The sequence below is a fragment of the Phyllobacterium lublinensis genome (genome assembly GCF_020164435.1).
GTDB classification, from domain to species: Bacteria; Pseudomonadota; Alphaproteobacteria; order Rhizobiales; family Rhizobiaceae; genus Phyllobacterium; species Phyllobacterium lublinensis.
On record NZ_JAIUDQ010000008.1, the window covers coordinates 130,157 to 156,925 of the forward strand.

Annotated in this window: 26 protein-coding genes; 10 read left to right on the plus strand and 16 right to left on the minus strand. The window is 58.3% G+C overall.

The window, feature by feature from the left end; all coding sequences use genetic code 11:
• Positions 1-52: 52 nt before the first annotated feature.
• From K9U38_RS12395 to K9U38_RS12420, 6 genes are all read right to left on the minus strand, one after another.
• Positions 53-712: a peroxiredoxin gene (locus tag K9U38_RS12395; RefSeq protein WP_224494643.1), complete on the minus strand. Its 660-nt coding sequence runs from the start codon at positions 710-712 to the stop codon at positions 53-55.
• A gap of 197 nt (positions 713-909) precedes the next feature.
• Positions 910-1,425: a SixA phosphatase family protein gene (locus K9U38_RS12400; protein WP_224494644.1), complete on the minus strand. Its 516-nt coding sequence runs from the start codon at positions 1,423-1,425 to the stop codon at positions 910-912.
• Positions 1,426-1,475: 50 nt separating this feature from the next.
• Positions 1,476-1,739 carry an acylphosphatase gene (locus K9U38_RS12405; protein ID WP_224494691.1) on the minus strand — a complete coding sequence of 88 codons (264 nt, stop codon included), beginning with the start codon at positions 1,737-1,739 and terminating at the stop codon, positions 1,476-1,478.
• Between the two features lie 56 nt (positions 1,740-1,795).
• Positions 1,796-3,346: a SpoVR family protein gene (locus K9U38_RS12410; RefSeq protein WP_224494645.1), complete on the minus strand. Its 1,551-nt coding sequence runs from the start codon at positions 3,344-3,346 to the stop codon at positions 1,796-1,798.
• 12 nt (positions 3,347-3,358) lie between these two features.
• Positions 3,359-4,684: a YeaH/YhbH family protein gene (locus tag K9U38_RS12415; protein WP_224494646.1), complete on the minus strand. Its 1,326-nt coding sequence runs from the start codon at positions 4,682-4,684 to the stop codon at positions 3,359-3,361.
• A 21-nt stretch (positions 4,685-4,705) separates the two neighbouring features.
• Positions 4,706-6,655: a PrkA family serine protein kinase gene (locus K9U38_RS12420; RefSeq protein ID WP_224494647.1), complete on the minus strand. Its 1,950-nt coding sequence runs from the start codon at positions 6,653-6,655 to the stop codon at positions 4,706-4,708.
• A gap of 482 nt (positions 6,656-7,137) precedes the next feature.
• Here K9U38_RS12420 and K9U38_RS12425 point away from each other — a divergent pair, with 482 nt between their 5' ends.
• A complete protein-coding gene (locus K9U38_RS12425) occupies positions 7,138-7,962 on the plus strand; it encodes a DUF2189 domain-containing protein (RefSeq protein ID WP_224494648.1) in 825 nt (274 codons plus the stop codon).
• A 61-nt stretch (positions 7,963-8,023) separates the two neighbouring features.
• On the opposite strand, the gene K9U38_RS12430 is transcribed toward K9U38_RS12425, so the two are convergent.
• From K9U38_RS12430 to K9U38_RS12470, 9 genes are all read right to left on the minus strand, one after another.
• On the minus strand, positions 8,024-8,383 hold the full coding sequence (locus K9U38_RS12430) for a cytochrome C oxidase subunit IV family protein (protein ID WP_224494649.1): 360 nt from the start codon (positions 8,381-8,383) through the stop codon (positions 8,024-8,026).
• 8 nt (positions 8,384-8,391) lie between these two features.
• Positions 8,392-9,114: a heme-copper oxidase subunit III family protein gene (locus K9U38_RS12435; RefSeq protein ID WP_224494650.1), complete on the minus strand. Its 723-nt coding sequence runs from the start codon at positions 9,112-9,114 to the stop codon at positions 8,392-8,394.
• A 279-nt stretch (positions 9,115-9,393) separates the two neighbouring features.
• On the minus strand, positions 9,394-10,107 hold the full coding sequence (locus tag K9U38_RS12440; RefSeq protein ID WP_224494651.1) for a cytochrome c oxidase subunit 3: 714 nt from the start codon (positions 10,105-10,107) through the stop codon (positions 9,394-9,396).
• Positions 10,104-11,882: a cytochrome c oxidase subunit I gene (ctaD, locus tag K9U38_RS12445; RefSeq protein ID WP_224494652.1), complete on the minus strand. Its 1,779-nt coding sequence runs from the start codon at positions 11,880-11,882 to the stop codon at positions 10,104-10,106. Before ctaD ends, K9U38_RS12440 begins: the two co-directional genes overlap by 4 nt.
• A 49-nt stretch (positions 11,883-11,931) precedes the next feature.
• Positions 11,932-12,732: a cytochrome c oxidase subunit II gene (locus K9U38_RS12450; RefSeq protein WP_224494653.1), complete on the minus strand. Its 801-nt coding sequence runs from the start codon at positions 12,730-12,732 to the stop codon at positions 11,932-11,934.
• Between the two features lie 222 nt (positions 12,733-12,954).
• Positions 12,955-13,308, minus strand: a complete 354-nt coding sequence (locus K9U38_RS12455; RefSeq protein ID WP_224494654.1) for a DUF1428 domain-containing protein — start codon at positions 13,306-13,308, stop codon at positions 12,955-12,957.
• 90 nt (positions 13,309-13,398) lie between these two features.
• On the minus strand, positions 13,399-15,252 hold the full coding sequence (locus tag K9U38_RS12460) for a CHASE2 domain-containing protein (protein WP_224494655.1): 1,854 nt from the start codon (positions 15,250-15,252) through the stop codon (positions 13,399-13,401).
• Positions 15,253-15,257: 5 nt separating this feature from the next.
• A complete protein-coding gene (locus tag K9U38_RS12465) occupies positions 15,258-15,785 on the minus strand; it encodes a FecR domain-containing protein (RefSeq protein WP_224494656.1) in 528 nt (175 codons plus the stop codon).
• A 211-nt stretch (positions 15,786-15,996) separates the two neighbouring features.
• The gene (locus tag K9U38_RS12470) at positions 15,997-16,938 is read right to left on the minus strand and encodes a LysR family transcriptional regulator (RefSeq protein ID WP_224494657.1); all 942 of its coding nucleotides are present in this window, start codon (positions 16,936-16,938) and stop codon (positions 15,997-15,999) included.
• A 121-nt stretch (positions 16,939-17,059) separates the two neighbouring features.
• Between K9U38_RS12470 and K9U38_RS12475 the strand changes: the two genes are divergently transcribed.
• The 9 genes from K9U38_RS12475 to K9U38_RS12515 are packed head-to-tail and all read left to right on the plus strand — an operon-like array spanning position 17,060 to position 26,240.
• Positions 17,060-18,109: a class 1 fructose-bisphosphatase gene (locus K9U38_RS12475; protein ID WP_224494658.1), complete on the plus strand. Its 1,050-nt coding sequence runs from the start codon at positions 17,060-17,062 to the stop codon at positions 18,107-18,109.
• Positions 18,110-18,124: 15 nt separating this feature from the next.
• Entirely contained in the window at positions 18,125-18,997 is an 873-nt protein-coding gene (locus tag K9U38_RS12480) for a phosphoribulokinase (protein WP_224494659.1), read from the plus strand.
• Positions 18,998-19,007: 10 nt separating this feature from the next.
• Entirely contained in the window at positions 19,008-21,032 is a 2,025-nt protein-coding gene (tkt, locus tag K9U38_RS12485; RefSeq protein WP_224494660.1) for a transketolase, read from the plus strand.
• A 2-nt stretch (positions 21,033-21,034) separates the two neighbouring features.
• The gene (fba, locus tag K9U38_RS12490; RefSeq protein ID WP_224494661.1) at positions 21,035-22,114 is read left to right on the plus strand and encodes a class II fructose-bisphosphate aldolase; all 1,080 of its coding nucleotides are present in this window, start codon (positions 21,035-21,037) and stop codon (positions 22,112-22,114) included.
• A 28-nt stretch (positions 22,115-22,142) separates the two neighbouring features.
• Complete coding sequence (locus tag K9U38_RS12495) at positions 22,143-23,603, plus strand: form I ribulose bisphosphate carboxylase large subunit (protein ID WP_224494662.1); 1,461 nt, start codon at positions 22,143-22,145, stop codon at positions 23,601-23,603.
• 10 nt (positions 23,604-23,613) lie between these two features.
• Complete coding sequence (locus tag K9U38_RS12500; RefSeq protein ID WP_224494663.1) at positions 23,614-24,033, plus strand: ribulose bisphosphate carboxylase small subunit; 420 nt, start codon at positions 23,614-23,616, stop codon at positions 24,031-24,033.
• Positions 24,026-24,964, plus strand: a complete 939-nt coding sequence (gene cbbX, locus K9U38_RS12505; protein ID WP_224494664.1) for a CbbX protein — start codon at positions 24,026-24,028, stop codon at positions 24,962-24,964. The genes K9U38_RS12500 and cbbX overlap by 8 nt, the downstream gene beginning before the upstream one ends.
• Positions 24,961-25,650 (plus strand): ribulose-phosphate 3-epimerase, encoded by a 690-nt coding sequence (gene rpe / locus K9U38_RS12510; RefSeq protein WP_224494665.1) that lies wholly within the window; start codon positions 24,961-24,963, stop codon positions 25,648-25,650. Before cbbX ends, rpe begins: the two co-directional genes overlap by 4 nt.
• Before the next feature lie 32 nt (positions 25,651-25,682).
• Positions 25,683-26,240: a thioredoxin family protein gene (locus K9U38_RS12515; protein WP_224494666.1), complete on the plus strand. Its 558-nt coding sequence runs from the start codon at positions 25,683-25,685 to the stop codon at positions 26,238-26,240.
• A 41-nt stretch (positions 26,241-26,281) separates the two neighbouring features.
• Here the strand turns inward: K9U38_RS12515 and K9U38_RS12520 are convergent, their stop codons facing one another.
• Positions 26,282-26,668: a c-type cytochrome gene (locus K9U38_RS12520; protein ID WP_224494667.1), complete on the minus strand. Its 387-nt coding sequence runs from the start codon at positions 26,666-26,668 to the stop codon at positions 26,282-26,284.
• Between the last annotated feature and the right edge of the window lie 101 nt (positions 26,669-26,769).

The following is a 26,769-nucleotide window of genomic DNA, read 5'->3' on the forward strand; positions in this document are numbered from 1 at the left end:
GGCTGCCGGGCCGTGGTGGCTGGCCCGACAGCAATCTGGCAGTTGCTCGAACTCAGTTCGTCGGCTGTTTGGTCTTGCGCAGGTAAGGCAGTACCCGCTCGAAGCTACCGAAGCGCTGTGTTGCATCGTCATCCGATACGGCAGCCGTGATGATGACATCCTCCCCCTGTTTCCATTGGGCGGGCGTCGCCACCTGATGTTTTGCGGTCAACTGGATACTGTCGATGGCGCGCAGAATCTCATCGAAATTGCGGCCGGTCGTCATCGGATAGGTGATCGTTAGCTTCACCTTCTTGTCAGGCCCGATCACGAAGACGGAACGTACGGTTGCGTTATCGGCGGGGGTGCGCCCCTCCGACGTGTCGCCTGCCTCGGCCGGCAGCATGTCGTATAGCTTGGCTACCTTGAGGTCCTTGTCGCCAATGAGCGGATAGTCAACCTCATGACCGGTCGCCGCCTTGATGTCCGCCTTCCACTTGGAATGGCTTTCGACAGGATCGACGGAAATACCTATGATCTTGGCGTTCCGCTTGGCGAATTCAGGGGCAAGGCCGGCCATATAGCCCAGTTCAGTGGTGCAGACAGGTGTAAAGTTCTTCGGATGGCTGAACAGCACCGCATAGCTGTCCTTGATCCAATCGTGGAAATGGATTTCTCCCTGCGTGGTTTCGGCGGTGAAATCCGGTGCGGTATCGTTGATACGAAGGCCCATCTCAGTTCTCCAGCTTCTTTGTAAAATGATCGACACCCAGAGCAATGCGAGCTGAACAGCGGGCGCATGGCTTCATTTCAATGCCAGTTTCCGAGCGTATCATGACCAGCCTCACGTGAACACATCGGCGTAAACCGGCAACGAATTTATCGATCAATTCCGGACGACTTGCCAGTGCGGATTGGCGGTTGCGGGCGTTATTTTTGAAGGGATGCCGGTGTTGCAAATCGCTCAAGCCGGCCCTGGTGTTCGCGCAGTTCAGTCCAGATGTCCACATCAAAATCGATCACCACCAGTCCCGCCGTCGGATACTTGCGTTGCAGCCTCGCCATCTCGGTCGGATCCGCCTTCCCGATAAGCCCGAGTGCGAGTTCATGAAAACCTGGATTGTGTCCAACCAGCAGTAGCACCTGCACTTCAGCCGGGGTTTGCCGGATGATATCGATGATTTTCGCAGGCGCGGCGTCGTAGAGTCGCGGTTCGACCGTCTCAGGAACGTTGCGCTTGAATGCGCTGCGCGCGCTTTCCCATGTTTGCCGTGCGCGCAGTGCCGTCGATACCACGGCGAGGTCGGGCCGTAGATTCTCTTTTGCCAGGTATCTGCCCATTTGCGGACTGGCCGCCCGGCCACGCTCGGCAAGCGGGCGGTCATGATCATCGACCTGCCCGGACCAGTCCGATTTGGCGTGGCGAAGAAGTATCAAGCGACGCATTGAGACCGTTTCCGAAGTGCAACGATGACACCCAAGATATATGACCAACGTCAGCGGGTAATAATGAAGGCTTCTGGTATTTCGTTCATGCCCGCATCCTCGATCGCAACACTCACAACCGATGCACCGGGCGGGCCCTTCCAGAACAGCGCCAACATTGTCTCCATCGCTGCATCGGGTCCGACGACAAGGGCGGAGACGCTTCCATCATCCTCGTTGCGCACCCAACCCGTCAGTCCGAGTTTCTCGGCTTCCGTCCGTGTCCAGAGGCGAAAGCTGACACCCTGGACTCTTCCCTTTATCCGTACGAGCATTGCCTTGCTTTTCGGCACCGGCGTCTCCTCGTGGTCGCTTGCGCAGCAAGAGTCCGCTACCCAGAGAGCTTATCAGTGGAGGTCTCGTAAATGACCCTGTCCGAGTTTCCCTCGACCCCAACCAGGCTCACATCATATCCCCAGAGACGACGTACGTGCCGCAACGTTGCGTCACGCGTGCTCTCGCTGAGAACGATCCCCTCGCGGACCGTGTGCTGCAGGCGCAACTGCCGATTGCCGAGAAGATCGACATCCACGACCTGGATGTTCGGCTGGATCATGCCGAGATCGTAGTTCCGGGCGAGCGAGCTGCGAACCTTTTCATAACCCCGTTCATTGTGGATCGAGGCCACCTTGTAGTGATTTTCCTTTGCCTCGTCATCCAAGGCAAAGAGCCGCATTTTCCGGATCAGGGCCGGGCTGAGATATTGCAGCAGGAACGACTCGTCCCGGTGATTGGCCCATGCATCCAGGAGTGTGGCGCGCCAGTCGCCATTGCCGGCAAATTCAGGAAACCAGTCACGATCCTCGGACGTCGGGGTCATGCAGATCCGTTCGATATCCTGCATCATGCCGAAGCCGAGCGCATAGGGATTGAGGCCCGAATATCGAGGGTCGTCGAACCCCGGTTGAAAGACAACGTTGGAGTGACTGTGGAGCATCTCCAGCAAGTGCCCTTCGCTGATCCGACCCTTGTCAAACAGCATGTTCATGATGGTGTAGTGGACGAAGGTGGCGCATCCCTCGTTCATCACCTTGGTTTGCCGCTGGGGGTAGAAATATTGAGCGACGATGCGGACGATACGCAGGATTTCCCGCTGCCATGGCTCAAGGATAAGGCTGTTCTTCTCGAGGAAGTAAAGCAGGTTCTCTTCCGGCAGGTTCAGGGACTTCTTGCGTTCCTGCGCGTCGCGTTCCTCCTCATCCGGATCGCTGCTCTGCTTGGAATGCGGCAGGGTTCGCCACAGGTCGCTGAAGACGCGTTCTTCATATTCCAGTCTTTCGCGAGCGCGCGCCTGCTCCTTTGCCGACGAAATGCGTGGCGGCCGCCGGTAACGGAATACGGCCTGGTCCATCAATGTATGGGCAGCGTCAAGAATGGATTCGACCTCGGCGAAACCATACCGTTCCTCGCAGCGCGTTACATAGCCCTTGGCGAACTCCATGTAGTCCAGGATCGCGCTGGCATCCGTCCATTGCCTGAAGAGGTAATTGTTCTTGAAGAAGTGATTGTGTCCGAAGGCGGCGTGCGCTGTCACCAATGCCTGGAGCGCCATCGTGTTCTCTTCCATCAGATAGCTGATGCAGGGATTGGAATTGATCACGATCTCGTAGGCCAGGCCGCGGCGGCCCTTGCGGTACAGGTAATCCTCGTAGACGAAATGCTTGCCGAATGACCAATGCTGGTAAATCAGAGGCATGCCGTTAGACGAGTAGGCGTCGAGCATCTGTTCGGATGAAATGATTTCCAGCTGGTTCGGATAGCAATCCAGACCAAGGTCATCGAGGGCAATTTCCTTGATCGCATCATAGGTGCGGGACAAGGTCGCAAAGCTCCAATCGGAACCATGAAACAGAAGGTCAGACGGTCGCGCACTCTTGCTCATGTGCTGTCACCCTCAGCTGTTCTTGGCAGCCGTTGACTGCTTAGCGAAAAGCTGACGGAAGACGGGGTAGATATCTCCAGGTTTTGCTATGCGCGTCATTTGGAAATTCCGCCAGTTTTCTCCGACAAGACGATAGGAGCGCCAGAGCGAGGTGCCATTATCGGTCGATCGGAATATCGCACTTTCGCGTTCATCCAGAATTTCGACATAAGCATAATATTGGCAAAGTTTCATCAACTCGTTGTTCAAAAGGTTGACACAGTGATCTGAATCTCCCGCAAGGTTGTCACCGTCGGACGCTTGCGCGGCATAGATGTTCCAGTCCCTGCTGGGATAGCGGTCGAGAATGATCCGCTGCATTTCCTCAAGGGCAGTCGATACGACAGTTCCGCCGCTCTGTGTGCTGCGGAAAAAAGTCTCCTCATCGACCTCATGGGCCTGATGGGTATGACGGATGAAGACGATATCAATGCGATCATAACGCCGCTTGAGAAAGAGATGCAGAAGCACGAAGAAGCGCTTGGCGAGATCCTTTTCCCGCTCGCCCATGGAACCTGAAACATCCATCAGGCAAAACATCACGGCGTTTGCATTTGGCAGCGGCATTGGCTCGAAACGGTTGAAGCGGATATCGACCGGGTCGATATAGGCAACGACCTTGCGCCGGCGCTCGAGAACTTCCATCTCCCGCCGCAATTCTTCAAGACGCTTGAACGGAGCCGAACCTGGCTTCGGGTCCTTTTCCTCCAGCTTTGCGATTTCCTCGGCCAAGGCATCGACCGCCGCCTGCTTTGGCCGTTGCAGCGCGATGCGGCGGCCAAAGCTGTTGCGCATGGTGCGGCCGACATTGATGTTGGTGGGCGATCCGGCGATGGTGAAGCCTGCGCGCCGCGGCTTGAAGGTAACGGCTTCCTTCAGGCTCGACTTGATCATGTCCGGGAGTTCAAGGTCTTCGAAGAAGAGATCGAGAACCTCTTCGCGCGACAGGACGAAGCGAAAGTCGTCCTCCATGTCACCTTCGGACGCGGCGCCCTTACCAGCGCCGGTTCCACCACCTTGGCCGGGCTTGGGCAGCCGGTCGCCGGAGATGAAGTCGCGGTTGCCCGGCAGCACGTGTTCGCGCCGGCCGGTACTGCGATCGGTCTGGAAGCTTGGCTCGCTGGTCCCATCAATCGGGAAGGGCACGGAGTGGCCGGCGTCGACATCGACAATCTTGCCGGCCTTTATCTGTTCGTGCACGGAACGTTTCAGCTCAACCCGTGCACGCCGCAGAAAGCGCTGGCGGTTGCTGAGGCTTTTGTCCTTGGGATTCAGGCGGCGATCGATGAAGTTCGGCATGCACGCACCCCTCTTCGGCGATCAGCCCGCCTTATTGACTCGCATGTACCAATCAACCAACCGGCGAACCTGCCGCTCCGTGTAACCGCGTTCCACCATGCGCTGCACGAATTCCGTGTGCTGCTTTTCGGTGGCCCCATCCTTCTTCGAACCGAAGCTGATGACCGGCAGCAGATCCTCGACCTGGCCGAACATGCGCTTTTCGATGACTTCGCGCAACTTCTCGTAACTCGTCCATGACGGATTGCGGCCATTGTTCTTGGCCTTGGCCCGCAGTGTGAATTTGACCACCTCGTTACGGAAGTCCTTGGGGTTGGCAATGCCTGCTGGCTTTTCGATCTGCGACAACTCGCTGTCGAGTATGCCGCGATTCAGGATCTGGCCCGTATCCGGGTCCTTGTAGTCCTGATCCTCGATCCAGGCGTCCGCATAGGCGATATAACGGTCAAACAGGTTTTGCCCATATTCGCTGTAGGATTCCAGATAGGCCTTCTGGATTTCATGGCCGATGAACTCGGCATATCGCGAAGCAAGTTCGGACTTGATGAAGTCGAGATAGCTCGCTTCCGTTTCCTGGGGGAACTGCTCGCGTTTGACCGACTGTTCGAGCACATACATCAGATGCACCGGATCCGCGGCCACCTGCTTGGTGTCGTAATTGAACGTTTCCGACAATACCTTGAAGGCAAAGCGGGTGCTGATGCCGTTCATGCCCTCGTCGACGCCGGCAGCATCGCGGTATTCCTGCACCGATTTGGCTTTGGGATCGGATTCACGCAGGTTCTCGCCGTCGTAGACGCGCATCTTGGTGTAAAGCGGAGAATTCTCGTGGTCGGCCAATCGCGTCGACACCGTGAAACGGCTGAGTATCTCCAGTACTTCCGGTGCACAGGGGTTGTTGAGCAGTTCACTTTCACGCAGCAGCTTTTCGTAGATCTGCTTTTCCTCCGTGACGCGCAGGCAATAGGGCACCTTGACCACGGACATGCGGTCGAGGAAGGCCTCGTTGTTCTTGTTGTTCTTGAATTGCAGCCATTCGGATTCGTTGGAGTGAGCCAGAATGATGCCCTGGAACGGGAATGCGCCGAAGTTTTCGGTGCCGTTGTAATTGCCTTCCTGGGTCGCAGTCAAAAGCGGGTGCAGCACCTTGATCGGCGCCTTGAACATTTCCACGAATTCCAGCATGCCCTGTGTCGTCCGGTTCAGGCCGCCGCTGTAGGAATAGGCGTCCGGGTCCGACTGGCTGAAGTTTTCGAGCTGGCGGATATCCACCTTGCCGACAAGCGACGAAACGTCCTGATTGTTTTCATCACCCGGTTCGGTCTTGGCAATGCCGATCTGCCGCAAGCGGGACGGCGTGAGCTTCACGACGCTGAACTTGGAAATATCACCGGCAAATTCGTCCAGCCTCTTGGCCGCCCATGGGGAGATCAGGCCATTGAGGCGGCGCCTTGCGATGCCGTATTTGTCCTCCAGAAGCCCGGACATGCGCTCTGGGTGGAACAGGCCAAGCGGCGATTCAAATATCGGGCTGATCTGCGTGCCGGCCTTCAGCGTGTAGATGGGACGGTGCTCCATCAGCTGCTTGAGTCGCTCGGCCAGCGAAGACTTGCCGCCGCCGACGGGGCCGAGCAGGTAAAGAATCTGCTTGCGTTCTTCCAGGCCCTGGGCCGCGTAACGGAAATAGCCGACGATACGTTCGATCGTGTCTTCCATTCCGTAGAAATCGGCAAATGCCGGGTAAATCTTGATTGTGCGATTGAGGAAGATGCGGCCAAGGCGTTCGTCGGCACTGGTGTCGACAAGTCTTGGCTCTCCGATGGCATCAACCATTCGCTCGGATGCGGTGGCGAACATGCGCGGATCATTGCGGCACGCGAGGAGATATTCCTGCAGGCTCATCTCTTCCTGCTTCTCGCTGCTGTAGATCTCAGAGAAAAGACTAAAAACGTCGGACGCTTGCGTAGTCATTGTCAACCTCCAGCCGCATGCAAACTCACACAGGAATTTGAGCCGAAGGGGCCGCCCCTCCGCTCAGAGGATTGCATGCCGAATAACCATCAGTGTCGGGTGAGTCGCCGTGCTGCGCAAGACACTGATTGCAGTAATATTGTGTAGTTGCAATCAAGACACGCAGATGTGTTCATTGTTAGATGACGATCACCCTTTACTCGTCATGTCCCTCAAAAGATTATGTAGGAAGCCCAATTAACAAAGGGTATGGGTGCGGCAAAAAAAATTGAAAAAATGCAAAAAAACTACCCGGTGTTTTGGCAATACTGCGGGCCCAGGGGGGACAAATCTCATGGGCGGCAGTCGTGAAAGTTGCTCTCTGGCAAACTGCTCGCAATCAGGGTATGTTTTGAATTGTGCAGGTTTAGGTCCCCTGGTCCGCCCTTTGCACGGTGCCACGGGTGCCTTTCCCGCTCCGAACGAGTTTGGGAGAATTGTTCATGGCACAATTTCATGTGATCGCTGGTGCAAGTGAAACAAACGTCTATCCCGAGGTAAGGCGAATAAGCGTGGCCGATGTCTTTGCTGCGCTTCGCGAAGGCCTCGACGACTTTTGGGATAAGCCCTCACATTATGTTTTTCTTTGCTTGATATATCCGATTGCCGGTCTGGTTCTCGCGCGGTGGACGTCGGGCGCCAACCTGTTGCCGCTGCTTTTTCCGCTGATGTCCGGCTTTGCCCTGATAGGGCCGTTCGCGGCATTGGGCCTCTACGAGATCAGCCGAAGGCGCGAACTCAATCTCGATACGTCATGGAGTCATGCTTTCGAAGTCCGGCACTCACCGGCAATACCCTCCATCGTGGCCGTGGGCATCATGCTCCTGGTCCTCTTCGTTGCATGGATTCTGGTGGCTCAAAGCCTTTATACCAGCCTGTTCGGTTCTGAGGCACCGGCATCGATCGAGGCCTTCCTGGACCAGGTGTTCTACACGCCAGAAGGCATGCGCATGATCCTCCTCGGCAACGCCATCGGCTTTGTCTTTGCCGTCGTCGTTCTGTGCACCACCGTCATTGCGTTTCCGCTTCTGCTTGACCGCGATGTCGGCGCACTGTCGGCCGTCGTCACGTCGGTGAAGGCCGTGTTGACCAATCCCGTCGAGATGGCACTCTGGGGCCTGATCGTTGCGGCGCTTCTGTTGATTGGTTTCATGACCCTGTTTGTCGGACTGGCCATCTTCATTCCGGTCCTCGGACATGCGACGTGGCACCTGTACCGGAAGATCATAGTACCACTGCCGCGCGACGTTAGCAGCGCGGGGCGATAACCAGGTCGTATCCGGAGATCAACAAAAATGGCGCGGCCGATGAGGCCGCGCCATTTTTGTTTCAGGGCGCAGCGCCGAAGAAGGTCAGCCGGGTCAGGAGCGTGTAGTGCGCTTCCGAAACCATCAGTGCCACGAAGACAAGGATCATCACCGGTGGCAGTATGATGGCATAGATCAAAGCCAGCCGCTCCCACGCCATGTGCATGAAAATCGCAACGATCAACCCTGCCTTCAGAACCATGAAGATCAGGATCAGGGTCCATCTGAGATAACCCTGCACGTGGAAATAATCCACGAGATAGGAAAAGAAGCTCAGGACGAACAACAGCCCCCATACCGCCAGGTAGAGCTTGATGGGATGCTGTTGATGCTCCTGCGCGTGGACGGCCGTTTGGGCGCTGTGTGCTGCGGATTGTGCCATGATTTACCTCACCACAGATAGAAAAAGGCAAAGATGAATACCCAGACCAGGTCGACGAAATGCCAATACAGCCCGGTTATCTCGACGATCTCGTAGTTCCCTTTCCTCGATGTGAAGAAGCCGCGCCTTTCCGTATCGAAATCCCCGCGCCAGACCTTGCGCGCAATGATGAGGAGAAAGATGACGCCGATCGTGACGTGGGTACCATGAAATCCCGTTATCATGAAAAAGGTCGAGCCGAATTGCGGAGCGCCCCATGGGTTCTCCCAGGGCCGGACGCCTTCTGAAATCAGCTTGGTCCACTCAAAGGCCTGCATGCCGACAAATGTCGCGCCGAAGAGCGCCGTCAGAAGCATCAGCGCCGCCGTCTTGCGACGATCGCGCCGATAGCCATAATTGACCGCCATGGCCATGGTGCCGCTGCTGCTGATGAGCACGAAGGTCATGATGGCGATGAGGATCAATGGAACATCCTGGCCGCCGATATGCAGGGCGAAGACTTCGCTCGGGTTTGGCCATGGCACCGTCGTCGACATCCGGGCGGTCATGTAGGCAAGCAGAAAACATCCAAAGATGAATGTGTCGCTGAGGAGGAATATCCACATCATGGCCTTGCCCCAGGAAACGTTCTTGAACGTTCGCTGGTCCGAGGCCCAGTCCGAGGCGAAGCCGCTTAGACCCGATGGCCGGGGGAGGGTAGGGCTCGGAGTTGTCTTTGCAGATTCATGCATCTTAGAGCCTTTCATGGTTACACGAAACCATTCTGCCGGTGAGGGTTTGGGTCCAGGTCGAGGGCTGCGGTGAAGGCCGGGCTGGCCGCCCGGACAAGCCGGAGGCCGAAGGTTTTGCCCCAAACCGGCCCGGCCCTTCGGGTTTCCGTTTGGCAGGCGCCCACGGCGTAAGGCCGCTCGCCCGATGCACCACATCGAGCTTCGCATCCTTCCTTGTGGACCGCCGCCCCAAACGAGAAACAGAATGATTTCGCGTAACCATGAAAGGCTCTAACCCCCCTATGTCAGCAATTGCCGGCAGATATCGACGAAATCGTTTGCCCACCCTGCGAACAGGGCAAACAGGACCAGCCAGATCAGAAGCATGAAATGCCAATACATGGCACAAAGTTCGACGCTAAGGAGCACCTTGCCCGGCGGTTGTGCCTCAAACGCCCTCAAAGTGGTGCGGCTGAGCGCGACCAGACCACCGAGAATATGCAAGCCGTGCATGCCGGTGATCAGATAGAAGAAACTGTTGGCCGGATTGTCGGCGAGTACATAGCCAGCGGAGACGAGTTCGCGCCATACGAACAGCTGGCCGACCAGAAAGCCGACACCAGTCACCAGGCCCGCCACCAGTCCGGCGCGCATGGCTTCGGCATGGTGCTTCTGGGCTTCGACCTTAGCCCATTGCAAGGCAATACTGCTGAGCATCAGCACGATCGTGTTGATCCACAGAAGGCCCGGAATGGGAAGTGCCCACCAATCCTGAAGCCCCATGCGCATGAAATATGCGCTTATGAAAAGCGTGAACAGGGCACCCACAACCGCCAGGAAGACCCCGAGGCCGATCTTGGCGGTCGCAATGGACGAGCCATTGAGATGGGGAGCATGGGGAGCATCCCCCACGCTTCCTGCTTCGAGCCACGGTCTGGATGTCAGGCGCTGCTGCGCCATCCACCAGGTTATGATCGCGGCGATCCCTGCCAGAAAGATCAGGATGACGCTCATGAGATGTGTTCCCTGGAGATCCGGTCGGGATTCGGCTGGTTCTGCGGGATGAAATCCTCTGGCGCGCCCGGAACGCTGTAGTCATAGGCCCACCGGTAGACGACGGGGAGATCCTTGCCCCAATTGCCATGCGGGGGCGGCGTCGTCGGTGTCTGCCATTCGAGCGTGGTCGCCCGCCATGGATTGCCGCCGGCCTCCTTGCCGTTGCGCAGGCTCCAGAACAGATTGAACAGGAACAGCATCTGCGCTGCGCCGACAGTCAATGCCATCAGGGTGATGAAGACATTCAGATCGTGTGCCGACGGCGGATTTACCGCCGATTCGCCGAGTTCGTAATAGCGTCGCGGCGCTCCGAGGAGACCCAGATAATGCATGGGGAAGAATATCAGGTAAGCGCCGAGGAAGGTCACCCAGAAGTGTATCCGCCCCATGACGTCGTTGAGCATGCGTCCCGTGATCTTGGGGTACCAATGATAGATGGCGCCAAATATCACCATGATCGGCGCAACGCCCATGACCATATGGAAATGCGCGACGACGAACATCGTATCGGAGAGCGGAACGTCAACGACCACATTGCCGAGGAAGAGACCTGTCAGTCCGCCATTGACGAAGGTGACGATGAAGCCGAGTGCAAACAGCATGGGGATGGTGAGGTGAATATCGCCGCGCCACAATGTAAGCACCCAGTTATAGACCTTGATCGCCGTGGGCACCGCGATGATCAAGGTCGTGGTTGCAAAGAAGAACCCGAAATTCGGATTCATGCCGCTGACATACATGTGATGCGCCCAGACGATGAAGCTGAGGGCGCCGATAATGACGATGGCCCAGACCATCATGCGATAGCCGAAGATGTTCTTGCGCGCATGGGTACTGATCAGGTCGGAGACGATGCCAAAGGCCGGCAGGGCCACGATATAGACTTCCGGATGGCCAAAGAACCAGAACAGATGCTGGAAGAGAATGGGGCTGCCGCCGCCATGTTGCAGTTGTTCGCCCATCTCCACAATCGCCGGCATGAAGAAGCTGGTACCGAGAAGCCTGTCGAACAGCATCATGACCGAGGCAACGAAGAGGGCCGGGAAGGCAAGCAGTGCCATGACCGTAGCGGTGAAGATGCCCCAAATGGTCAGGGGCATGCGCATCAAGGTCATGCCCCTTGCTCGCCCCTGCAACACGGTGACCACGTAGTTCAATCCGCCCATGGTAAAACCGATGATGAACAGGATCAGCGAAGTCAGCATCAGGATGATGCCCCAGTCCTGTCCGCCTGGCGTGCCGGAAAGCACGGCCTGCGGCGGGTAAAGGGTCCAGCCGGCGCCCGTCGGGCCACCCGGAGCGAAGAAGCCTGCCACAAGGACGAGCACTGCGAGCAGATAGAGCCAGTAGCTGAGCATGTTGGCATAGGGGAACACCATGTCCCGCGCACCCAGCATCAACGGGATGAGGTAATTGCCGAAACCACCCAGGAACAAGGCGGTAAGAAGATAGATCACCATGATCATGCCGTGCATAGTGATGAACTGATAATAGCGTTCTGCGTCGATGAACGAGAAATAACCGGGAAAACCCAGCTGCAACCGCATGAGCCATGACAGGACGAGGGCAACCAGGCCGATCGCCAGGGCAGTCATGGAGTACTGTATGGCAATGACCTTCGCGTCTTGGCTGAAGACGTAGGTCGTCCACCAGCTGTGTGGATGGTAAAGCTCGACATCCTCGACTTCCGCGGCGGGGACGGTGTCGTCAATGCTGGATGGAATATTGACCATCATGGCCCTCCCTGTTGTATCGATCGTCCTCTCCCGAAGGACGTGTCATTCAATTTGCCGTCGCCATCATCTGCGTGAATGTCTGCTGCTGTTCCAGCCATGTCTGGTAATCTTCCGGCGTATCGACAACGACGGTGCCGCGCATTTGCGGGTGCCCGACGCCGCACAATTCTGCGCAGAGGATTTCAAAGCTGCCCGTCTTGGTCGGGGTAAACCAGAAATAGGTCACCATGCCTGGAACCATGTCCATCTTGGCCCTGAATTCCGGTACGTAGAAGTCGTGCAGGACATCGATCGAGCGAAGCAGCATCTTCACCGGCTTGTCGACGGGAATATGCAAGTCGCCGCCTGCTATGATAATATCATCGAGACCCGCCGGATCATTCTTGTTGACGCCCAACGGATTTTCAGCCGTTACATCGCGGGTTTCCGACGTCCCGAGCTGGCCATTCGCCCCCGGAAGGCGAAAGTTCCATAACCATTGCTGGCCCACGACTTCCACTTCCGTGGCCTCTTTCGGGACAGTGACGAACTGATTCCAAACAAAGAGGCCGGGCGCCAGCATGGCAACGACGCCAATGGTGGTCACCGTGGCAAGCCAGAATTCCAGCTTCCTGTTTTCAGGTTCGTAGTGTGCCTGGTTTCCCGGCTTGTGCCGGAAACGGAAAACGCAATAGGCGACAAACAACACCACTGCGGTGAACACGAAACCTGTGATCCAGAATGTAATGATGATTGTATTGTCGATGTAGTGCCAGTTTGACGCTATGGGCGTCCACCACCACGGACTCAAAAGATGAAACAGAACTGACGCAACCGCTACAAGAACCAGAATAAGTACGACAGCCATTTCTTGTCCCCTCCCTGCCTTATTTGGCTGTGGACATGAACTCGCAATCTTTGGAAATGTCAGCGTAGCATTTCATGAAGGATAAATACAGGCAGTCAAATCAATGATGATGATGTAGTGCCGGATATCAAGAATTATGCACACAATGTCTACTTCGGCATGCCGGTGCGACCGGCAATGCCGACAGGAATGTTGTAGCGGGAGGGCCGGTCCGTCGTGGCGCTATAGTTGCACGAACGTTTCGAACCCCCCGTAAATCATCCGCTTGCCGTCGAACGGCATGGTCGACGGGTCTTCCTTAAGCCGCGGGTCGCTCATGACCTTTGCATTGATTGCGTCGCGTTGTTCACGCGATTCATAGACGATCCAGGCAAAGACCACGATCTCGTCGTCCGTCGCCTGAACGGCACGCGGGAACGAGGTAAGCTCGCCGTAAGGGACATCGTCACCCGTGCATTCGACATAGGCGAGTGCGCCATGTTCTTTCCAGACGTCACCTGCCTTTCGGGCGAGTGCCTTATAGTCGTCAATCCTTGCCTTGGGAACTGCCAGTATGAAACCGTCGACGTAGGACATGCATGCCTCCTTTTCATAGTATCAGCCCAAGGAACGGTCGAGTGATCGGCAATCCTACAATGGTTCAAGATTTTTGTCGCGTTGCCGGTATCATTCGGCTTGCCACAGCCAGACTGCGATGGAACCAGACCGTCCCCTGATCTGTGTTTCAAGCGGTCCGCTGAGCTTTCCGAACCGGTAGGGAGCGCTGTGCTCACCCGCCATGTGCAGGATTTCCGCACTCAGTGCGAGTTCCGCCCCATGGCTGGCGGCGACTTCCATCAAGCGGCTCGCCACATTGACGGTATCGCCGGTAGCCGTGATCTGCTGGCGGCTCCCGCCGAGCCTCGAGGCAATGACGGTCCCGAAATGTGCCCCCATCTTGAAGCCGATGCGGGCCGTTACCGATGCCGGCAATGAATCCAGCCACGCCTTTGTACTGTGGCAAAGCCGGACACTGCAGCCCGCCGCATTGAGCGCATCATCGGCATCCGGTTCCGGCAGGCCGAACAGGATCATGGCGCCGTCGCCCATGAAGCTTGTGATCGTTCCGCCTGAGGCCGCCACCTCCTCGTCGACCAGCTTGTAGAATCCGTTCAGCACGTCGCGCGTGGCGTTCGGCCCCAGGGTTTCACTCAGCCCGGTGAATCCGGAAAGATCGATGAAGATGACGGCGGCATCCTGGCGAACCGGCTCTGCCAGAAATCCGGGATTGCGGGCAAGCCAGGTTCCAAGGCCGGGCGCCTGTACCTGCTGCAGTAACTGGCTTTGCCTGGCAAAGTGCTGGGTCCGCCGCTTTCCGAGCCAAAGCTGGACCGCTCCAAATATGATGGCGGGCGGGATGGCGGCAGCCATGGGAACGGCTGCGCTGAGCCAGATGCCGCCGGTGAATACGGCAAGGTTGATCGCCAGCCACGCCAGAATGACGCAGACGATAATGACGAGACCGAGGACGTTGCGGCGCCAGGCGAGCAGGGCAACCAGAATCATCGGGAGCACCACCGCAAAGGCGGCGTCAACCAGGCGGATACTGGCATCGCGGACAAGGCCGTCGCCATTCAACAAATGCGATATGGCCGTTGCAATGACCTCAACGCCTGGCAAGACCGGATCGAATGGCGTGGGGAAGACGTCGCCGCCGCCGGTCACGGTCGTGCCGATTATGATGACACGGTTCTCGATGCTTTCAGGGGGAAGCTTGCCATTCAGGAGATCGGCCGCACTGATTGTCCGTATCGTGCCGCGGGGGCCGTAGAATGTGAGGGGCAGGGTCTGCCCGATATCTGTCCGGATCACCTTGTCACCCAGCAGGATACGGCCCGGCTCGATCGCGGGTTCCACGCCCTGCGCAACGGACACCAGGCGCAGCGGAAATGACCCTTCGATACGGTCTTCGCTTTTGAAGAGCATCGGCACCAGCCGGGGGGTGCCATTGCGGTCTGTCGCCACATTCACCACACCGATGGCTGCAACATCGGAAAAGGGTTTGAGCGGCAGCAGGAATTTTTCCGCGGTCGGAATACTGGCGAGCGGATCGTCGCGATTGGTCTCTATGCGCTGTCGTCCTTCAGGAAAGACCGCAGCCGCTGCAATCACGCCTGCAGTCCGGCCAAGCGCCTGGCTCAACGTCCTGTCACCTTCCTCCGGTCCCGGATCGACGAGGAGAATATCTATTCCAATGGCTTTGGGATGCAGTTTATCGATCCCATCGATGATCCTGGCCAATTGCGAACGGGCGAGGGGATAGGATCCGGACTGGCGAACCGCCTCGTCATCGACAGCAACGATCGTTACCGTGTCGGGGGCAGGTTTCTGGCCGCGGATGACCGTGCGAAGATCGGTCATCGTGGCTTCGACGCGATCGAGAAACCACATGTCGCCGCGCATGTGCGCGATCCCCAGCCCAGCACCCCATAGCCCTGCCAAAATCAGCGCGATCAGAGTCTGGAAGGTGCGTCGGCTCATGTAGCTCACTGGCCGAGGCGGGCCATCAATGCTGAAACACGCGCTCTCGGCCAACGCTTGACCGTCAGAGCGCTGGCTCCCTGATCGACATCAACACCTTCACCGGGACCAAGCACGACCCCGCCGCTCGCTATCGGTCGCCGCACGGAAACCTGCCCGCGAACCACAAAGACCGAGGTCTTGCCTGCCGCGACATCCACGGCCCATTTTGTACCGCGGACCGCTGCAATGGCTTGCGGCGTACTCACCTGAAAGCCGGACCCGGTGGGTAAATCAAGCAGGAGTGCCTTGCTCTGCAGGCGAACGGCATCGGCCCGGCCATCTCCATTCCGGTCAACGAGCGTATATCGAGCGCCGGCCTCGGCCACAATCGACAGGCCGCCCTGGCACCTGAGCAACTGCCGGGACGTGCCGCCTAGGGGTTGCAATGCACATCCTGATGGATTCGTTTGGGCCGGCGCGCTGCTCATGCCGAACGCGAATATGAAAAGTGCGGGCACGAGACCGCGCAACATTCTCGCTGTCAATACCATGAAGGATCTCCTTGCTCGTGCACTGTTCGCGAGCTGCTCTCGATTGAATATAGCTGATCCAGCCCATTTCGTCGCTGTCCTGCCAGGGCGGACTTGGGTTCCTAACCGCAGTCATTCCAGCGCACGGATGGCCTGACTGCAAGTTCATTATTTGAATTAGTCATTCAATATAAATGCTTCGGACGAGAGTCGGGCGGGCCATGTCACGTCATTACGGGTGGGCCGTATCCGGATAGAGTTTCTCGAAGAATGGCAGACATTGCGCGCCTTTGCGGTTGAGAAAGTCCTGGAACGCCCGCATCGCCGGCGAAAGCACCCGGTCCGTGCGCACCACCGAAAACCATTGCCTGCGAATGGGCATGCCGATGACATCGAGCATCACCAGCTTGCGGACCTCAAGCTCCAGCGCAATGGTGTGGGCCGAAATGAACGCGATGCCAAGCCCGGCCATGACCGCCTGCTTGATCGTCTCGTTTGATGACATTTCGGTTCCGAGATCGTCGAGCCGGCCGGGCAGCTCACTCAGGAAAATCTCCAACGAAATCCGCGTTCCAGACCCGGGCTCGCGCACCAGGAAATGCTCCTGGGCAATGCGCTCCTTCGTGATGTCGCGCGCATTGGCAAGCGGGTGGTCGGGTGCCGCGATCATGACGAGCGGGTGATCGCCGAAGACCGAGGGACGCAGGGGAATGTCCTTGGGCGGCCGTCCCATCAACGCGATATCGACCTCATGGTTCTTCAGACTCGCAATGGTCTCCGCCCGGTTGCCGATCTCAAGCTTGATGGCAATGTCTGGGTGCTCCCTCTTGAAGGTCGCCATCAACTGCGGTGCAAAATACTTGGCCGTCGAGACCACGCCGAGTGTCAGGCTGCCTACCCGCAATCCCTTGATCGCGTCGATTTCGTCGTGGAGCAAACGCAGCCGTTCTTCAATCATCTGCGCCGCATCGAGGAAGGCCAGGCCGGCCACGGTTGGGCGCAGGCCGTCATTCGTGCGGTCAAACAGGATGATGTTGGCTTCCTCTTCGACGAGCTTGAGCTGGATCGTGACCGCCGGCGGGGTGAGGCCTAGCGCATTTGCGGCAGCGGCAATCGTACCGTGCCTCATGATCGCCTGGACGGCCCGCAACTGTTTCAGGTTGAGATTGCGCATAGGGATGCTTAATATATTTTAGCATTCACGTAAATATAATAAATTTTACTTATTACAGCCAAGCTGCTTCCATTGCTTCCGAAGCCTGACGCGCAAGACGATCAGGCGCGGGAGGAAGATCATGACAACGGCGACACTCGACGCCTTTTTGGGATCCTATGCCGAGAACGGAGATGCGCTTCGTGCTGCGGTGGCATCCGTCGTCCGCCACCTCTCGCTGACATCGGTGAAGATACGCAACACGATCAACCAGGGTGCACTCGGCAAGGCATTTGCCAGCCAGCACGGCAACAAGAACGCGGATGGCGACAGCCAGAAGGATCTCGATGTTTTTGCGGACGACATGTTCCTTGAGGCCATGCGCCAGGCCCCGGTTGCGCTTTACGGATCCGAGGAACTGGAGCATCCGGCCTTGCTCAATGTGGACGCTCCGCTGGCACTGGCGATCGATCCGCTGGACGGTTCTTCGAACATCGACACGAATGTCTCCATTGGGACAATCTTCTCCATCCTCCCGGTGGTTGGCCAACCGGACAGCGAGCCTGGTGCTTCGTTCTTCCAAAAGGGACGACACCAGCTCGCTGCCGGTTTTTTTATTTACGGGCCTCAGCTGGCATTGGTGGTGACCCTAGGCAGCGGCACCCATGTCTTCGTCTTCTCGGCACGGCTCGGCACGTTCGTGCAGGCCTATGAAAGCATCATCATTCCAGACCGGGCGCATGAGTTCGCCGTCAATGCTGCCAACTATCGCCACTGGGATGAAGCGGTGCGCCTTTACGTCGATGATTGCCTGAAGGGAACGGAAGGGCCGCGGGGCCGGGATTTCAACATGCGCTGGATCGCATCCCTGGTTGCAGAAGCCTATCGCATTCTCGTGCGCGGCGGCGTTTTCCTCTACCCCGGCGACCGGCGCAAGGGCTACGGCGAAGGGCGCATCCGCCTGGTCTACGAAGCCAATCCGATTGCATACGTCATCGAACAGGCAGGCGGGGCGGCGACGGACACGGTCAACCACATTCTCGACCTCACGCCCAGGAGCATGCACCAGCGGGTGCCTTTGATTTTCGGCTCGGCGAGGGAAGTGGCCCGGATCGGAAGATACCACACTGAACCGAGCAACATTGGTGAGCGCGCGCCGCTCTTCAGCAATCGCGGCCTGTTCAGGGCCTGAGGGCAGGAGGATATCATGTCGGCAAAGCACCCCATCATTTCCATCACCGGTTCTTCGGGCGCAGGAACCACCTCGGTCAAGCGCATCTTCGAGCTGATTTTCCGTCGTGAGGAGATCGAGGCTGCCTTCATCGAAGGCGATGCATTTCACAAGTACGACCGCAATGCCATGAAGGAGAAGGTTGCCGAGGAGGAGCAGAAGGGCAATCCGAACTTCACCCATTTCCATGTCGATGCCAATGAACTGCAGAAGCTGGAAGAGGTCTTTGAAGAATATGGCCGGCGGGGTACCGGACAGACCCGCACCTACATCCATGATGATGAGGAGGCGAGGCTTTACGAAGCCCCGGCAGGCACCTTCACGCCATGGCGGGATTTTCCGTCAAGCGACCTGCTCTTCTATGAGGGACTCCATGGCTGTGCGGTCACGGAAGATGTCAATCTCGCCCGTTATGCCGATCTGAAAATCGGTGTCGTGCCAGTCATCAATCTCGAATGGATCCAGAAGATCCATCGCGACCGGGCCACGCGCGGCTATTCAACCGAGGCGGTGATGGACGTGATCCTGCGTCGCATGCCCGACTATGTCCGCTACATCACACCGCAGTTCACGCTGACCGACATCAACTTTCAGCGCGTGCCAATCGTCGATACCTCGAACCCATTCATCGCACGCTGGATACCGACGCCCGACGAGTCGATGCTGGTGATCCGCTTTGCCCGGCCGCGTGGCATCGATTTCCCCTATCTGCTTTCGATGATCCACGACTCCTTCATGTCGCGAGCCAACTCGATTGTCGTGCCCGGCAACAAGCTGGACCTTGCCATGCAACTGATCCTGACGCCGCTGATCATGCAGCTGATGGAACGCAAAAACCGAGCCTCATGAGGAGAAGATGATGAATACACAAGCTTTCCTTCAAGAGAATCCCGCGATTGAAACCGTTTCCGAACGGGACATGGCCAATGCAATCCGGGCGCTCGCCATGGATAGCGTGCAAAAAGCCAACTCCGGCCATCCCGGCATGCCTATGGGCATGGCGGATGTCGCGACCGTACTTTTCAACCGCTTCATCAAGCTCGACCCGCTGCACCCGCAATGGCCGGACCGGGATCGGTTCATCCTCTCGGCCGGACATGGCTCGATGCTGCAATATGCGCTGCATTACCTGATCGGCTATCCCGACATGCCGGTCGAGGAGTTGCAACGGTTCCGCCAGCTCGGCGCCAGGACGGCGGGCCATCCTGAATATGGGCATGCCCAGGGCATCGAGACGACGACCGGACCTCTCGGACAGGGAATTGCAACGGCCGTCGGCATGGCAATGGCCGAGCGTCTGCTCAGCGAACGTTTTGGCGCGGAAACAGTTGATCATTTCACCTATGTGATTGCCGGCGACGGCTGTCTGCAGGAGGGCATAAGCCATGAGGCGATCGATCTGGCCGGCCACCTGAAACTGTCGAAGCTGATCGTGCTTTGGGACAACAATTCGATCTCCATCGACGGACCAACCGCGCTGTCGACCTCCATGGATCAATTGGCCAGGTTCGAGGCCGCTGGTTTCGACGTCCAGGAGATCGATGGTCATGACCATGAAGCAATCGCCGAATCGATCACCCGTGCAAGATCATCGGATCGTCCCTCGCTGGTAGCCTGCCGCACCATTATCGGCAAGGGCGCTCCCAATCTGCAGGGCAGCGAGAAAACCCATGGCGCCCCGCTGGGCGATGCGGAAATTGCTGCAACCCGCCTTGCGATCGCCTGGCCGTATCGACCGTTCGAGGTTCCGGAGGCCATTCTTGAGACCTGGCGCAACGTCGCCCGCCGGGGCGCGGACGAACGGCGCGAGTGGTGTGTACGTGTGGCCACCTCGCCGCGTTGCGACGAATTCAAGCAGGCCATCCAGAAGCGGCTGCCGGATGCACTTTATGATGAACTCAGCGCGTTTCGCCGCGAGCATGTCGAGAAGTCGACCAAGGTGGCCACACGCAAGGCATCCGAAATGGTCCTCGGCGTCATCAACGGGGCTACCGACATCACCATCGGCGGTTCGGCGGACCTGACCCATTCCAACCTGACCGTTACGCCCGGAATGGCGGATGTTTCGCCGGAGAGCTTCTTCGGCCGCTATATCCATTACGGCATCCGCGAGCACGCCATGGCGGCTGCAATGAACGGACTTGCGCTGCACGGAGGCTTCGTTCCCTACGGGGGTACGTTCCTTGCCTTTGCCGACTATGCCCGGGGGGCTATGCGGCTGTCGGCGCTGATGGGTCAGCAGGTCATCTATGTCATGACGCATGACTCGATAGGCCTTGGCGAAGACGGCCCGACGCATCAGCCGGTCGAGCATCTGGCGATGCTTCGCGCAACGCCCGGCATGAATGTGTTCCGACCGGCGGATATCATCGAGACTGCGGAATGCTGGGAACTCGCACTGAAATACCGCGATCGCCCGAGCGTCCTGATCCTGTCGCGCCAGAACCTTCCAATGCTGCGGCTTGGGCACAGCGACGACAACCGGTCGAGCCGCGGCGCCTATGTTTTGCGCGAGCCGGCAGAGCCGCGCGCCGTAACGCTGCTTGCGACCGGATCGGAAGTGGAGATCGCCTGCACGGCCGCCGACATCCTTCGGGGTCAATACAGGATTGCCGCTGCCGTCGTCTCGATGCCGTCCTGGGAGCTGTTCGAGGCGCAGACCCCGGCCTATCGCCGCTCGGTCCTCGCGGCGGCACCGCGCATCGGCATCGAGGCCGCCGCGCGGTTGGGCTGGGATCGCTGGATCGGCGAAAAGGGCGCCTTCATCGGCATGCAGGGATTTGGCGCCAGCGCGCCGGCTGCGGACCTTTACCGGCATTTTGGCATCACGCCTGAGAACATCGTTGCCACCGCGCGCAAGCTCATCAACGACAAGGAACATTGATCATGGCCAGAATTACCTTGCGACAATTGCTCGATCATGCCGCCGAACATGGCTACGGCGTGCCCGCCTTCAACATCAACAATATGGAGCAGGGCCTCGCCGTAATGGAAGCGGCTGCCGCGTGCGATGCGCCGGTCATTCTTCAGGCCTCACGCGGCGCGCGTTCCTACGCCAAGGATCTGATGCTTGCTCGGATGATCGATGCCCTTGTGGACATCTATCCTTCGATCCCTGTCTGCATGCACCAGGATCACGGTAATGACGAAGCGACCTGCATGACGGCAGTCCGCCACGGGTTCACCTCGGTCATGATGGATGGATCGCTCGAAGCCGATGCGGCAACGCCGGCATCCTATGAATACAATGTCGAGATCACCCGCCGTGTCGCAACGATCGCCCACTGGGTCGGCGTCTCGGTCGAAGGTGAGCTTGGCGTGCTCGGCTCGCTCGAAAGCGGCGAAGCCGAAGCGGAGGATGGTCACGGTGCGAGCGGAACGCTGAGCCATGACCAGCTGCTCACCGATCCCGACCAGGCCGTCGATTTCGTCATGCGCACGAGGGTCGATGCGCTGGCCATTGCCTGCGGCACGTCCCATGGCGCCTACAAGTTCACCCGCGCGCCCGACGGCGACATCCTGGCGATGGGCGTGATTGAAGAGATCCACCGCAAGCTGCCCAACACGCACCTTGTCATGCACGGCTCTTCGTCAGTGCCGCAAGTCCTGCAGGATGTCATCAACCGGTATGGCGGCGAGATGCCGCAAACCTATGGCGTTCCGGTCGAAGAGATCGAACGCGGCATTCGTCATGGGGTGCGCAAGGTCAACATCGACACGGACTGCCGCATGGCGATGACTGGACAGTTCCGTCGTATCGCAACCCAGCATCCGGCGGAGTTCGATCCGCGCAAGTTCCTGAAACCCGCCATGGACGCCATGCGCGATCTTTGCCGCGATCGTTTCGAACGGTTCGGAACGGCCGGAAACGCCGCGAAGATCAGGGTTATCGGCCTTGACGACATGGCCAAACGATACGCCGCGGGCAAGCTCGATCCGCAGATCGCCGCAGCCAAGGCTGCATGAGACTGAGTTTAAAAGGAAAGGACTTACAATGTCGAACAAGTCACAGACGGTTACGGGAAAGGAACGCTACAGATCCGGTGTTATGGAATACAAGAAGATGGGCTACTGGGAGCCTGACTACGAACCGAAGGACACCGACATCATCGCACTCTTCCGGATCACGCCGCAGGACGGTGTCGATCCGATTGAAGCCGCCGCCGCCGTCGCCGGTGAATCATCGACCGCGACCTGGACCGTTGTCTGGACCGACCGGCTGACGGCGACGGAAAAGTACCGCGCGAAGGCCTATCGCGTGGATCCGGTACCGAACGGGGAGGGGCAGTACTTCGCCTATATCGCCTACGACCTCGACTTGTTCGAGCCGGGTTCGATTTCGAACCTGACGGCGTCGATCATCGGCAATGTCTTCGGCTTCAAGCCGTTGAAGGCGCTGCGGCTAGAGGACATGCGTCTGCCGGTCGCCTACGTCAAGACGTTCCAGGGTCCGCCGACCGGTATCGTGGTCGAACGCGAGCGTCTGGACAAATTCGGCCGCCCGCTGCTCGGTGCAACCGTGAAGCCCAAGCTTGGCCTGTCGGGCCGCAATTACGGCCGCGTGGTCTACGAGGCACTGAAGGGGGGCCTCGACTTCACCAAGGACGACGAGAACATCAATTCGCAGCCCTTCATGCATTGGCGTGAGCGGTACCTCTACTGCATGGAGGCGGTCAACAAGGCCCAGTCCGCGACCGGTGAAATCAAGGGCAGCTACCTCAACGTCACTGCGGCGACGATGGAGGACATGTATGAGCGTGCCGATTTCGCCAAGGAGCTCGGTTCGAACATCGTCATGATCGACCTGGTCATTGGCTATACGGCGATCCAGTCCATGGCAAAATGGGCACGCCGCAATGACATGATCCTCCATCTGCACAGGGCGGGTCACTCCACCTACACGCGGCAGAAATCCCATGGCGTATCATTCCGCGTCATTGCCAAGTGGATGCGGCTTGCGGGTGTCGATCACATCCATGCGGGTACCGTCGTCGGCAAGCTTGAAGGCGATCCGGCCACGACGCGCGGGTACTACGACATCTGCCGCGAGGACTTCAACCCGATGCGGCTGGAGAACGGCGTCTTCTTCGATCAGCACTGGGCGTCGCTCAACAAGGTGATGCCGGTGGCATCCGGCGGCATCCATGCCGGACAGATGCACCAGCTTCTGGATCTGCTGGGCGAGGATGTGGTGCTGCAGTTCGGCGGCGGGACGATCGGTCACCCGATGGGCATTGCCGCCGGTGCAACGGCGAACCGCGTCGCACTGGAATGCATGATCCTCGCACGCAATGAGGGACGCGATATCGTCAATGAGGGGCCGGAAATCCTGCGCATGGCTGCGCGCACCTGCCAGCCCCTGCAGCAGGCGCTGGAGGTCTGGAAGGACGTTTCCTTCAACTACACCTCAACCGACTCGCCGGATTTCATTCCGACAGCAACAGCCGCAGAATAGGAGAAGAAACATGCGTATTACCCAGGGAACATTCTCGTTTCTGCCCGACCTGACCGATGAGCAGATCGCGAAACAGGTGCAGTACTGCATCGACAATGGCTGGGCCGTCAGTCTGGAATTCACCGACGATCCGCATCCGCGCAACACCTATTGGGATATGTGGGGACATCCCATGTTCGACAATCCGGATGCAGCCGCGCTCATGATGGAACTGAGGGAATGCCGCAAGGTCTATGGCGACAGCTATATTCGCCTCGTTGCCTTCGATAACAGCCACGGCTGGGAGTCAGTCAAACTGTCGTTCCTGGTCAACCGGCCGGCCGAGGAACCGGGCTTCCATCTGGCACGACAGGAAGGGCAAGGCCGCGTCGTCCGCTATACGACAAGATCCTACGCGACCGACAAGCCTGCGGGGCAACGCTATGGCTGACGCCAGCATCACACAACTTGCCGCAGGTCCTACGGAAATTCCTGCGGCCATAGACCTGCGCGCCGAATATGTGGAATCCGGCGTGAAGGAGGTTCTTGATGAACTCGACCGCGACTTGATCGGCCTTAAGCCGGTCAAGCAGCGCATCAAGGAGACAGCCGCGCTCTTGCTTGTCGAACGGGCTCGCCGGAGGATGGGCCTTGCCCATGAAACGCCGACCCTGCACATGAGTTTCAGCGGCAACCCCGGGACCGGCAAGACAACCGTGGCGCTGCGCATGGCTGACCTCCTCCACCGGCTTGGCTATATCCGCAAGGGCCATCTCGTCTCGGTCACCCGCGACGATCTCGTCGGCCAGTATATCGGCCACACCGCGCCGAAGACCAAGGAAATACTCAAGAAGGCGATGGGCGGCGTGCTTTTCATCGACGAGGCCTACTATCTGCACAGGCAGGAGAACGAGCGCGACTACGGCCAGGAAGCGATCGAGATATTGCTGCAGGTCATGGAAAACCAGCGTGATGATCTCGTGGTCATCCTCGCCGGATATGCCGACCGCATGGACAAGTTTTTCGAGAGCAATCCTGGTTTCCGCTCACGCATAGCGCATCACATCGATTTTCCGGACTATAGTTCGGAGGAGTTGCTGGGCATTGCCGACACGATGCTGTCGAAGCAGAACTATGCCTTCGATGCCGAGGGCAGGGCCATCATGGCGGACTATATTGAGCGGCGGCGGCGGCAGCCGCATTTCGCCAATGCCCGCTCCATTCGCAATGCTCTCGACCGGGCAAGATTGCGCCATGCCAACCGCCTGTTCGAGGCTTCCAACGGCCCGACCGATGCCGCGGCACTGTCGACAATCACCGCCGATGACATCAAGGTCAGCAGGGTGTTTTCCGCATCGCGGAAGGAGGAACAAAAGCCATGAACTACAAGACGCTCATTGCACCATCAGTGCTCTCAGCCGATTTTTCGCGGCTGGGGGAGGAGGTCGAGGATATCATCAGCGCCGGGGCCGACTGGGTCCATCTGGATGTCATGGATGGTCACTTCGTGCCCAACATCACCTTCGGACCGCAGATCATCAAATCGATCCGCGACAGGACCCGCGCGATATTCGACTGTCATTTAATGATCGCGCCGGCCGACCCGTATCTGGCGGCCTTTGCCGAGGCGGGATGCGACATCATCACCGTTCACGCGGAGGCGGGTCCGCATCTTGATCGCTCGCTCCAGGCCATCCGCAGCCTCGGCAAGAAGGCCGGTGTTTCACTCAATCCCTCGACACCCGAAAGCACGATCGAGTATGTTCTGGACCGGCTGGACCTTATCCTGCTGATGACCGTCAATCCCGGATTCGGTGGCCAGGCGTTCATCCCGTCGGTTATCGAGAAAGTCCGGCGCGTAAAGGCCATGATCGGAAACCGCCCTATCCATATCGAGATCGACGGTGGCGTGACGTCGGATACGGCGCCCCTGGTGGCTGCCGCCGGCGCCGACGTGCTCGTCGCCGGTTCTGCCGTGTTCAAGGGCAAGGGCAAGGCGGCCTATGCTGACAATATCGCGGCAATACGTCATGCTGCCGACCATGCGCGGCACCGGGCCGCGGCCTAGGTCGACAGGACCTGAAGCTCTGGAGGATCATGATGGCAGCGACACCCCCCGTTTGTGATTTCGGCTGGCATGGCGTCGATGCCAGCCTCGTCGGGGTCGATGGACAGATGCATTCCATTCTGGCGCAGGCCGGTCGTCGCGGCCTCGTCGTTGCCTTTATCTGCAATCACTGTCCCTATGTGAAGGCGGTCATTACGCGTATCGTGCGTGACGCAAGGGATCTGAAAGAATTCGGCATAGGCTTCGTTGCCATCAACTCGAATGATGCCTCGACTTATCCGGCAGATTCCTATGAAAACATGCAGCGCTTCGCCGGCGAGCACGAGTTTCCGTTTCATTATTTGCATGATGTCGACCAGGTGGCGGCACGATCCTATGGTGCAGTATGCACACCGGATTTCTTTGGCTTCAACGGTGCCGGCGAACTGCAATATCGCGGTCGCCTCGATGCGTCTCGCAAGGATGAGGGGCCGGCCGACATGCGCCGCGACCTGTTCGAAGCCATGAAGCAGGTTGCCAATTCAGGGCAGGGTCCACGCGAACAGATCGCATCGATTGGCTGTTCGATCAAATGGCGTGAGAGTGGCTGAGGCGGGAGCCGCCGACAAGAATCAGCCGGCGGCAATTTCGGCTATTTGAACTGGTTCAGATAGGCTTCAAGATTGGTGATCTCCGTGTCATCCTTGAGACCGGCGAAGGCCATTTTCGTGCCTTTCACCTTTGCCTTTGGATTGTGCAGATAATCGCGAAGGCTGGCCGTGTCCCAGACGAGACCGGCAGCGCCAGCCTCTTTCATTGCCGGTGAATAGGCAAAGCCCGGATGGGTTCCGGCTGTCCTGCCCATCACTTTGAACAGGGAAGGACCGACCTTGTTTTTATCGGTGTCGGCAACGTGACATACGGCGCATTTCTTGAAGACGACTTCTCCTGCCTTGGGATCACCGGCATCTTGGGCACGGGCTCCGGCGACAGACAGGATCGCTGCTAGCATACTTATCAGAACGGTAGAATAACGCATGGCATTTCCTCATATTCGCCAAGGGTGCCCTGGACGAAGACTGGCGCCAATTTCCATGCATTGGCGCCCCCCATTTTTAGAACCCTTCCAGAGTTACCTGT

Excerpts from the sequence above, each read along its gene's own strand:
- K9U38_RS12465 (WP_224494656.1), bottom strand. The coding sequence starts at position 15,785 with ATGGTATTGACAGCGAGAATGTTGCGCGGTCTCGTGCCCGCACTTTTC.
- fba (WP_224494661.1), top strand. The coding sequence starts at position 21,035 with ATGGCCAGAATTACCTTGCGACAATTGCTCGATCATGCCGCCGAACAT.
- K9U38_RS12495 (WP_224494662.1), top strand. The coding sequence starts at position 22,143 with ATGTCGAACAAGTCACAGACGGTTACGGGAAAGGAACGCTACAGATCC.
- K9U38_RS12405 (WP_224494691.1), bottom strand. The coding sequence starts at position 1,739 with ATGCTCGTACGGATAAAGGGAAGAGTCCAGGGTGTCAGCTTTCGCCTC.
- K9U38_RS12430 (WP_224494649.1), bottom strand. The coding sequence starts at position 8,383 with ATGGCACAATCCGCAGCACACAGCGCCCAAACGGCCGTCCACGCGCAG.
- K9U38_RS12440 (WP_224494651.1), bottom strand. The coding sequence starts at position 10,107 with ATGAGCGTCATCCTGATCTTTCTGGCAGGGATCGCCGCGATCATAACC.
- K9U38_RS12480 (WP_224494659.1), top strand. The coding sequence starts at position 18,125 with ATGTCGGCAAAGCACCCCATCATTTCCATCACCGGTTCTTCGGGCGCA.
- K9U38_RS12425 (WP_224494648.1), top strand. The coding sequence starts at position 7,138 with ATGGCACAATTTCATGTGATCGCTGGTGCAAGTGAAACAAACGTCTAT.
- tkt (WP_224494660.1), top strand. The coding sequence starts at position 19,008 with ATGAATACACAAGCTTTCCTTCAAGAGAATCCCGCGATTGAAACCGTT.
- K9U38_RS12515 (WP_224494666.1), top strand. The coding sequence starts at position 25,683 with ATGGCAGCGACACCCCCCGTTTGTGATTTCGGCTGGCATGGCGTCGAT.
- cbbX (WP_224494664.1), top strand. The coding sequence starts at position 24,026 with ATGGCTGACGCCAGCATCACACAACTTGCCGCAGGTCCTACGGAAATT.
- K9U38_RS12455 (WP_224494654.1), bottom strand. The coding sequence starts at position 13,308 with ATGTCCTACGTCGACGGTTTCATACTGGCAGTTCCCAAGGCAAGGATT.
- K9U38_RS12400 (WP_224494644.1), bottom strand. The coding sequence starts at position 1,425 with ATGCGTCGCTTGATACTTCTTCGCCACGCCAAATCGGACTGGTCCGGG.
- K9U38_RS12420 (WP_224494647.1), bottom strand. The coding sequence starts at position 6,655 with ATGACTACGCAAGCGTCCGACGTTTTTAGTCTTTTCTCTGAGATCTAC.
- K9U38_RS12500 (WP_224494663.1), top strand. The coding sequence starts at position 23,614 with ATGCGTATTACCCAGGGAACATTCTCGTTTCTGCCCGACCTGACCGAT.
- K9U38_RS12475 (WP_224494658.1), top strand. The coding sequence starts at position 17,060 with ATGACAACGGCGACACTCGACGCCTTTTTGGGATCCTATGCCGAGAAC.
- K9U38_RS12415 (WP_224494646.1), bottom strand. The coding sequence starts at position 4,684 with ATGCCGAACTTCATCGATCGCCGCCTGAATCCCAAGGACAAAAGCCTC.
- ctaD (WP_224494652.1), bottom strand. The coding sequence starts at position 11,882 with ATGGTCAATATTCCATCCAGCATTGACGACACCGTCCCCGCCGCGGAA.
- rpe (WP_224494665.1), top strand. The coding sequence starts at position 24,961 with ATGAACTACAAGACGCTCATTGCACCATCAGTGCTCTCAGCCGATTTT.
- K9U38_RS12520 (WP_224494667.1), bottom strand. The coding sequence starts at position 26,668 with ATGCGTTATTCTACCGTTCTGATAAGTATGCTAGCAGCGATCCTGTCT.
- K9U38_RS12435 (WP_224494650.1), bottom strand. The coding sequence starts at position 9,114 with ATGCATGAATCTGCAAAGACAACTCCGAGCCCTACCCTCCCCCGGCCA.
- K9U38_RS12460 (WP_224494655.1), bottom strand. The coding sequence starts at position 15,252 with ATGAGCCGACGCACCTTCCAGACTCTGATCGCGCTGATTTTGGCAGGG.
- K9U38_RS12410 (WP_224494645.1), bottom strand. The coding sequence starts at position 3,346 with ATGAGCAAGAGTGCGCGACCGTCTGACCTTCTGTTTCATGGTTCCGAT.
- K9U38_RS12450 (WP_224494653.1), bottom strand. The coding sequence starts at position 12,732 with ATGGCTGTCGTACTTATTCTGGTTCTTGTAGCGGTTGCGTCAGTTCTG.
- K9U38_RS12395 (WP_224494643.1), bottom strand. The coding sequence starts at position 712 with ATGGGCCTTCGTATCAACGATACCGCACCGGATTTCACCGCCGAAACC.
- K9U38_RS12470 (WP_224494657.1), bottom strand. The coding sequence starts at position 16,938 with ATGCGCAATCTCAACCTGAAACAGTTGCGGGCCGTCCAGGCGATCATG.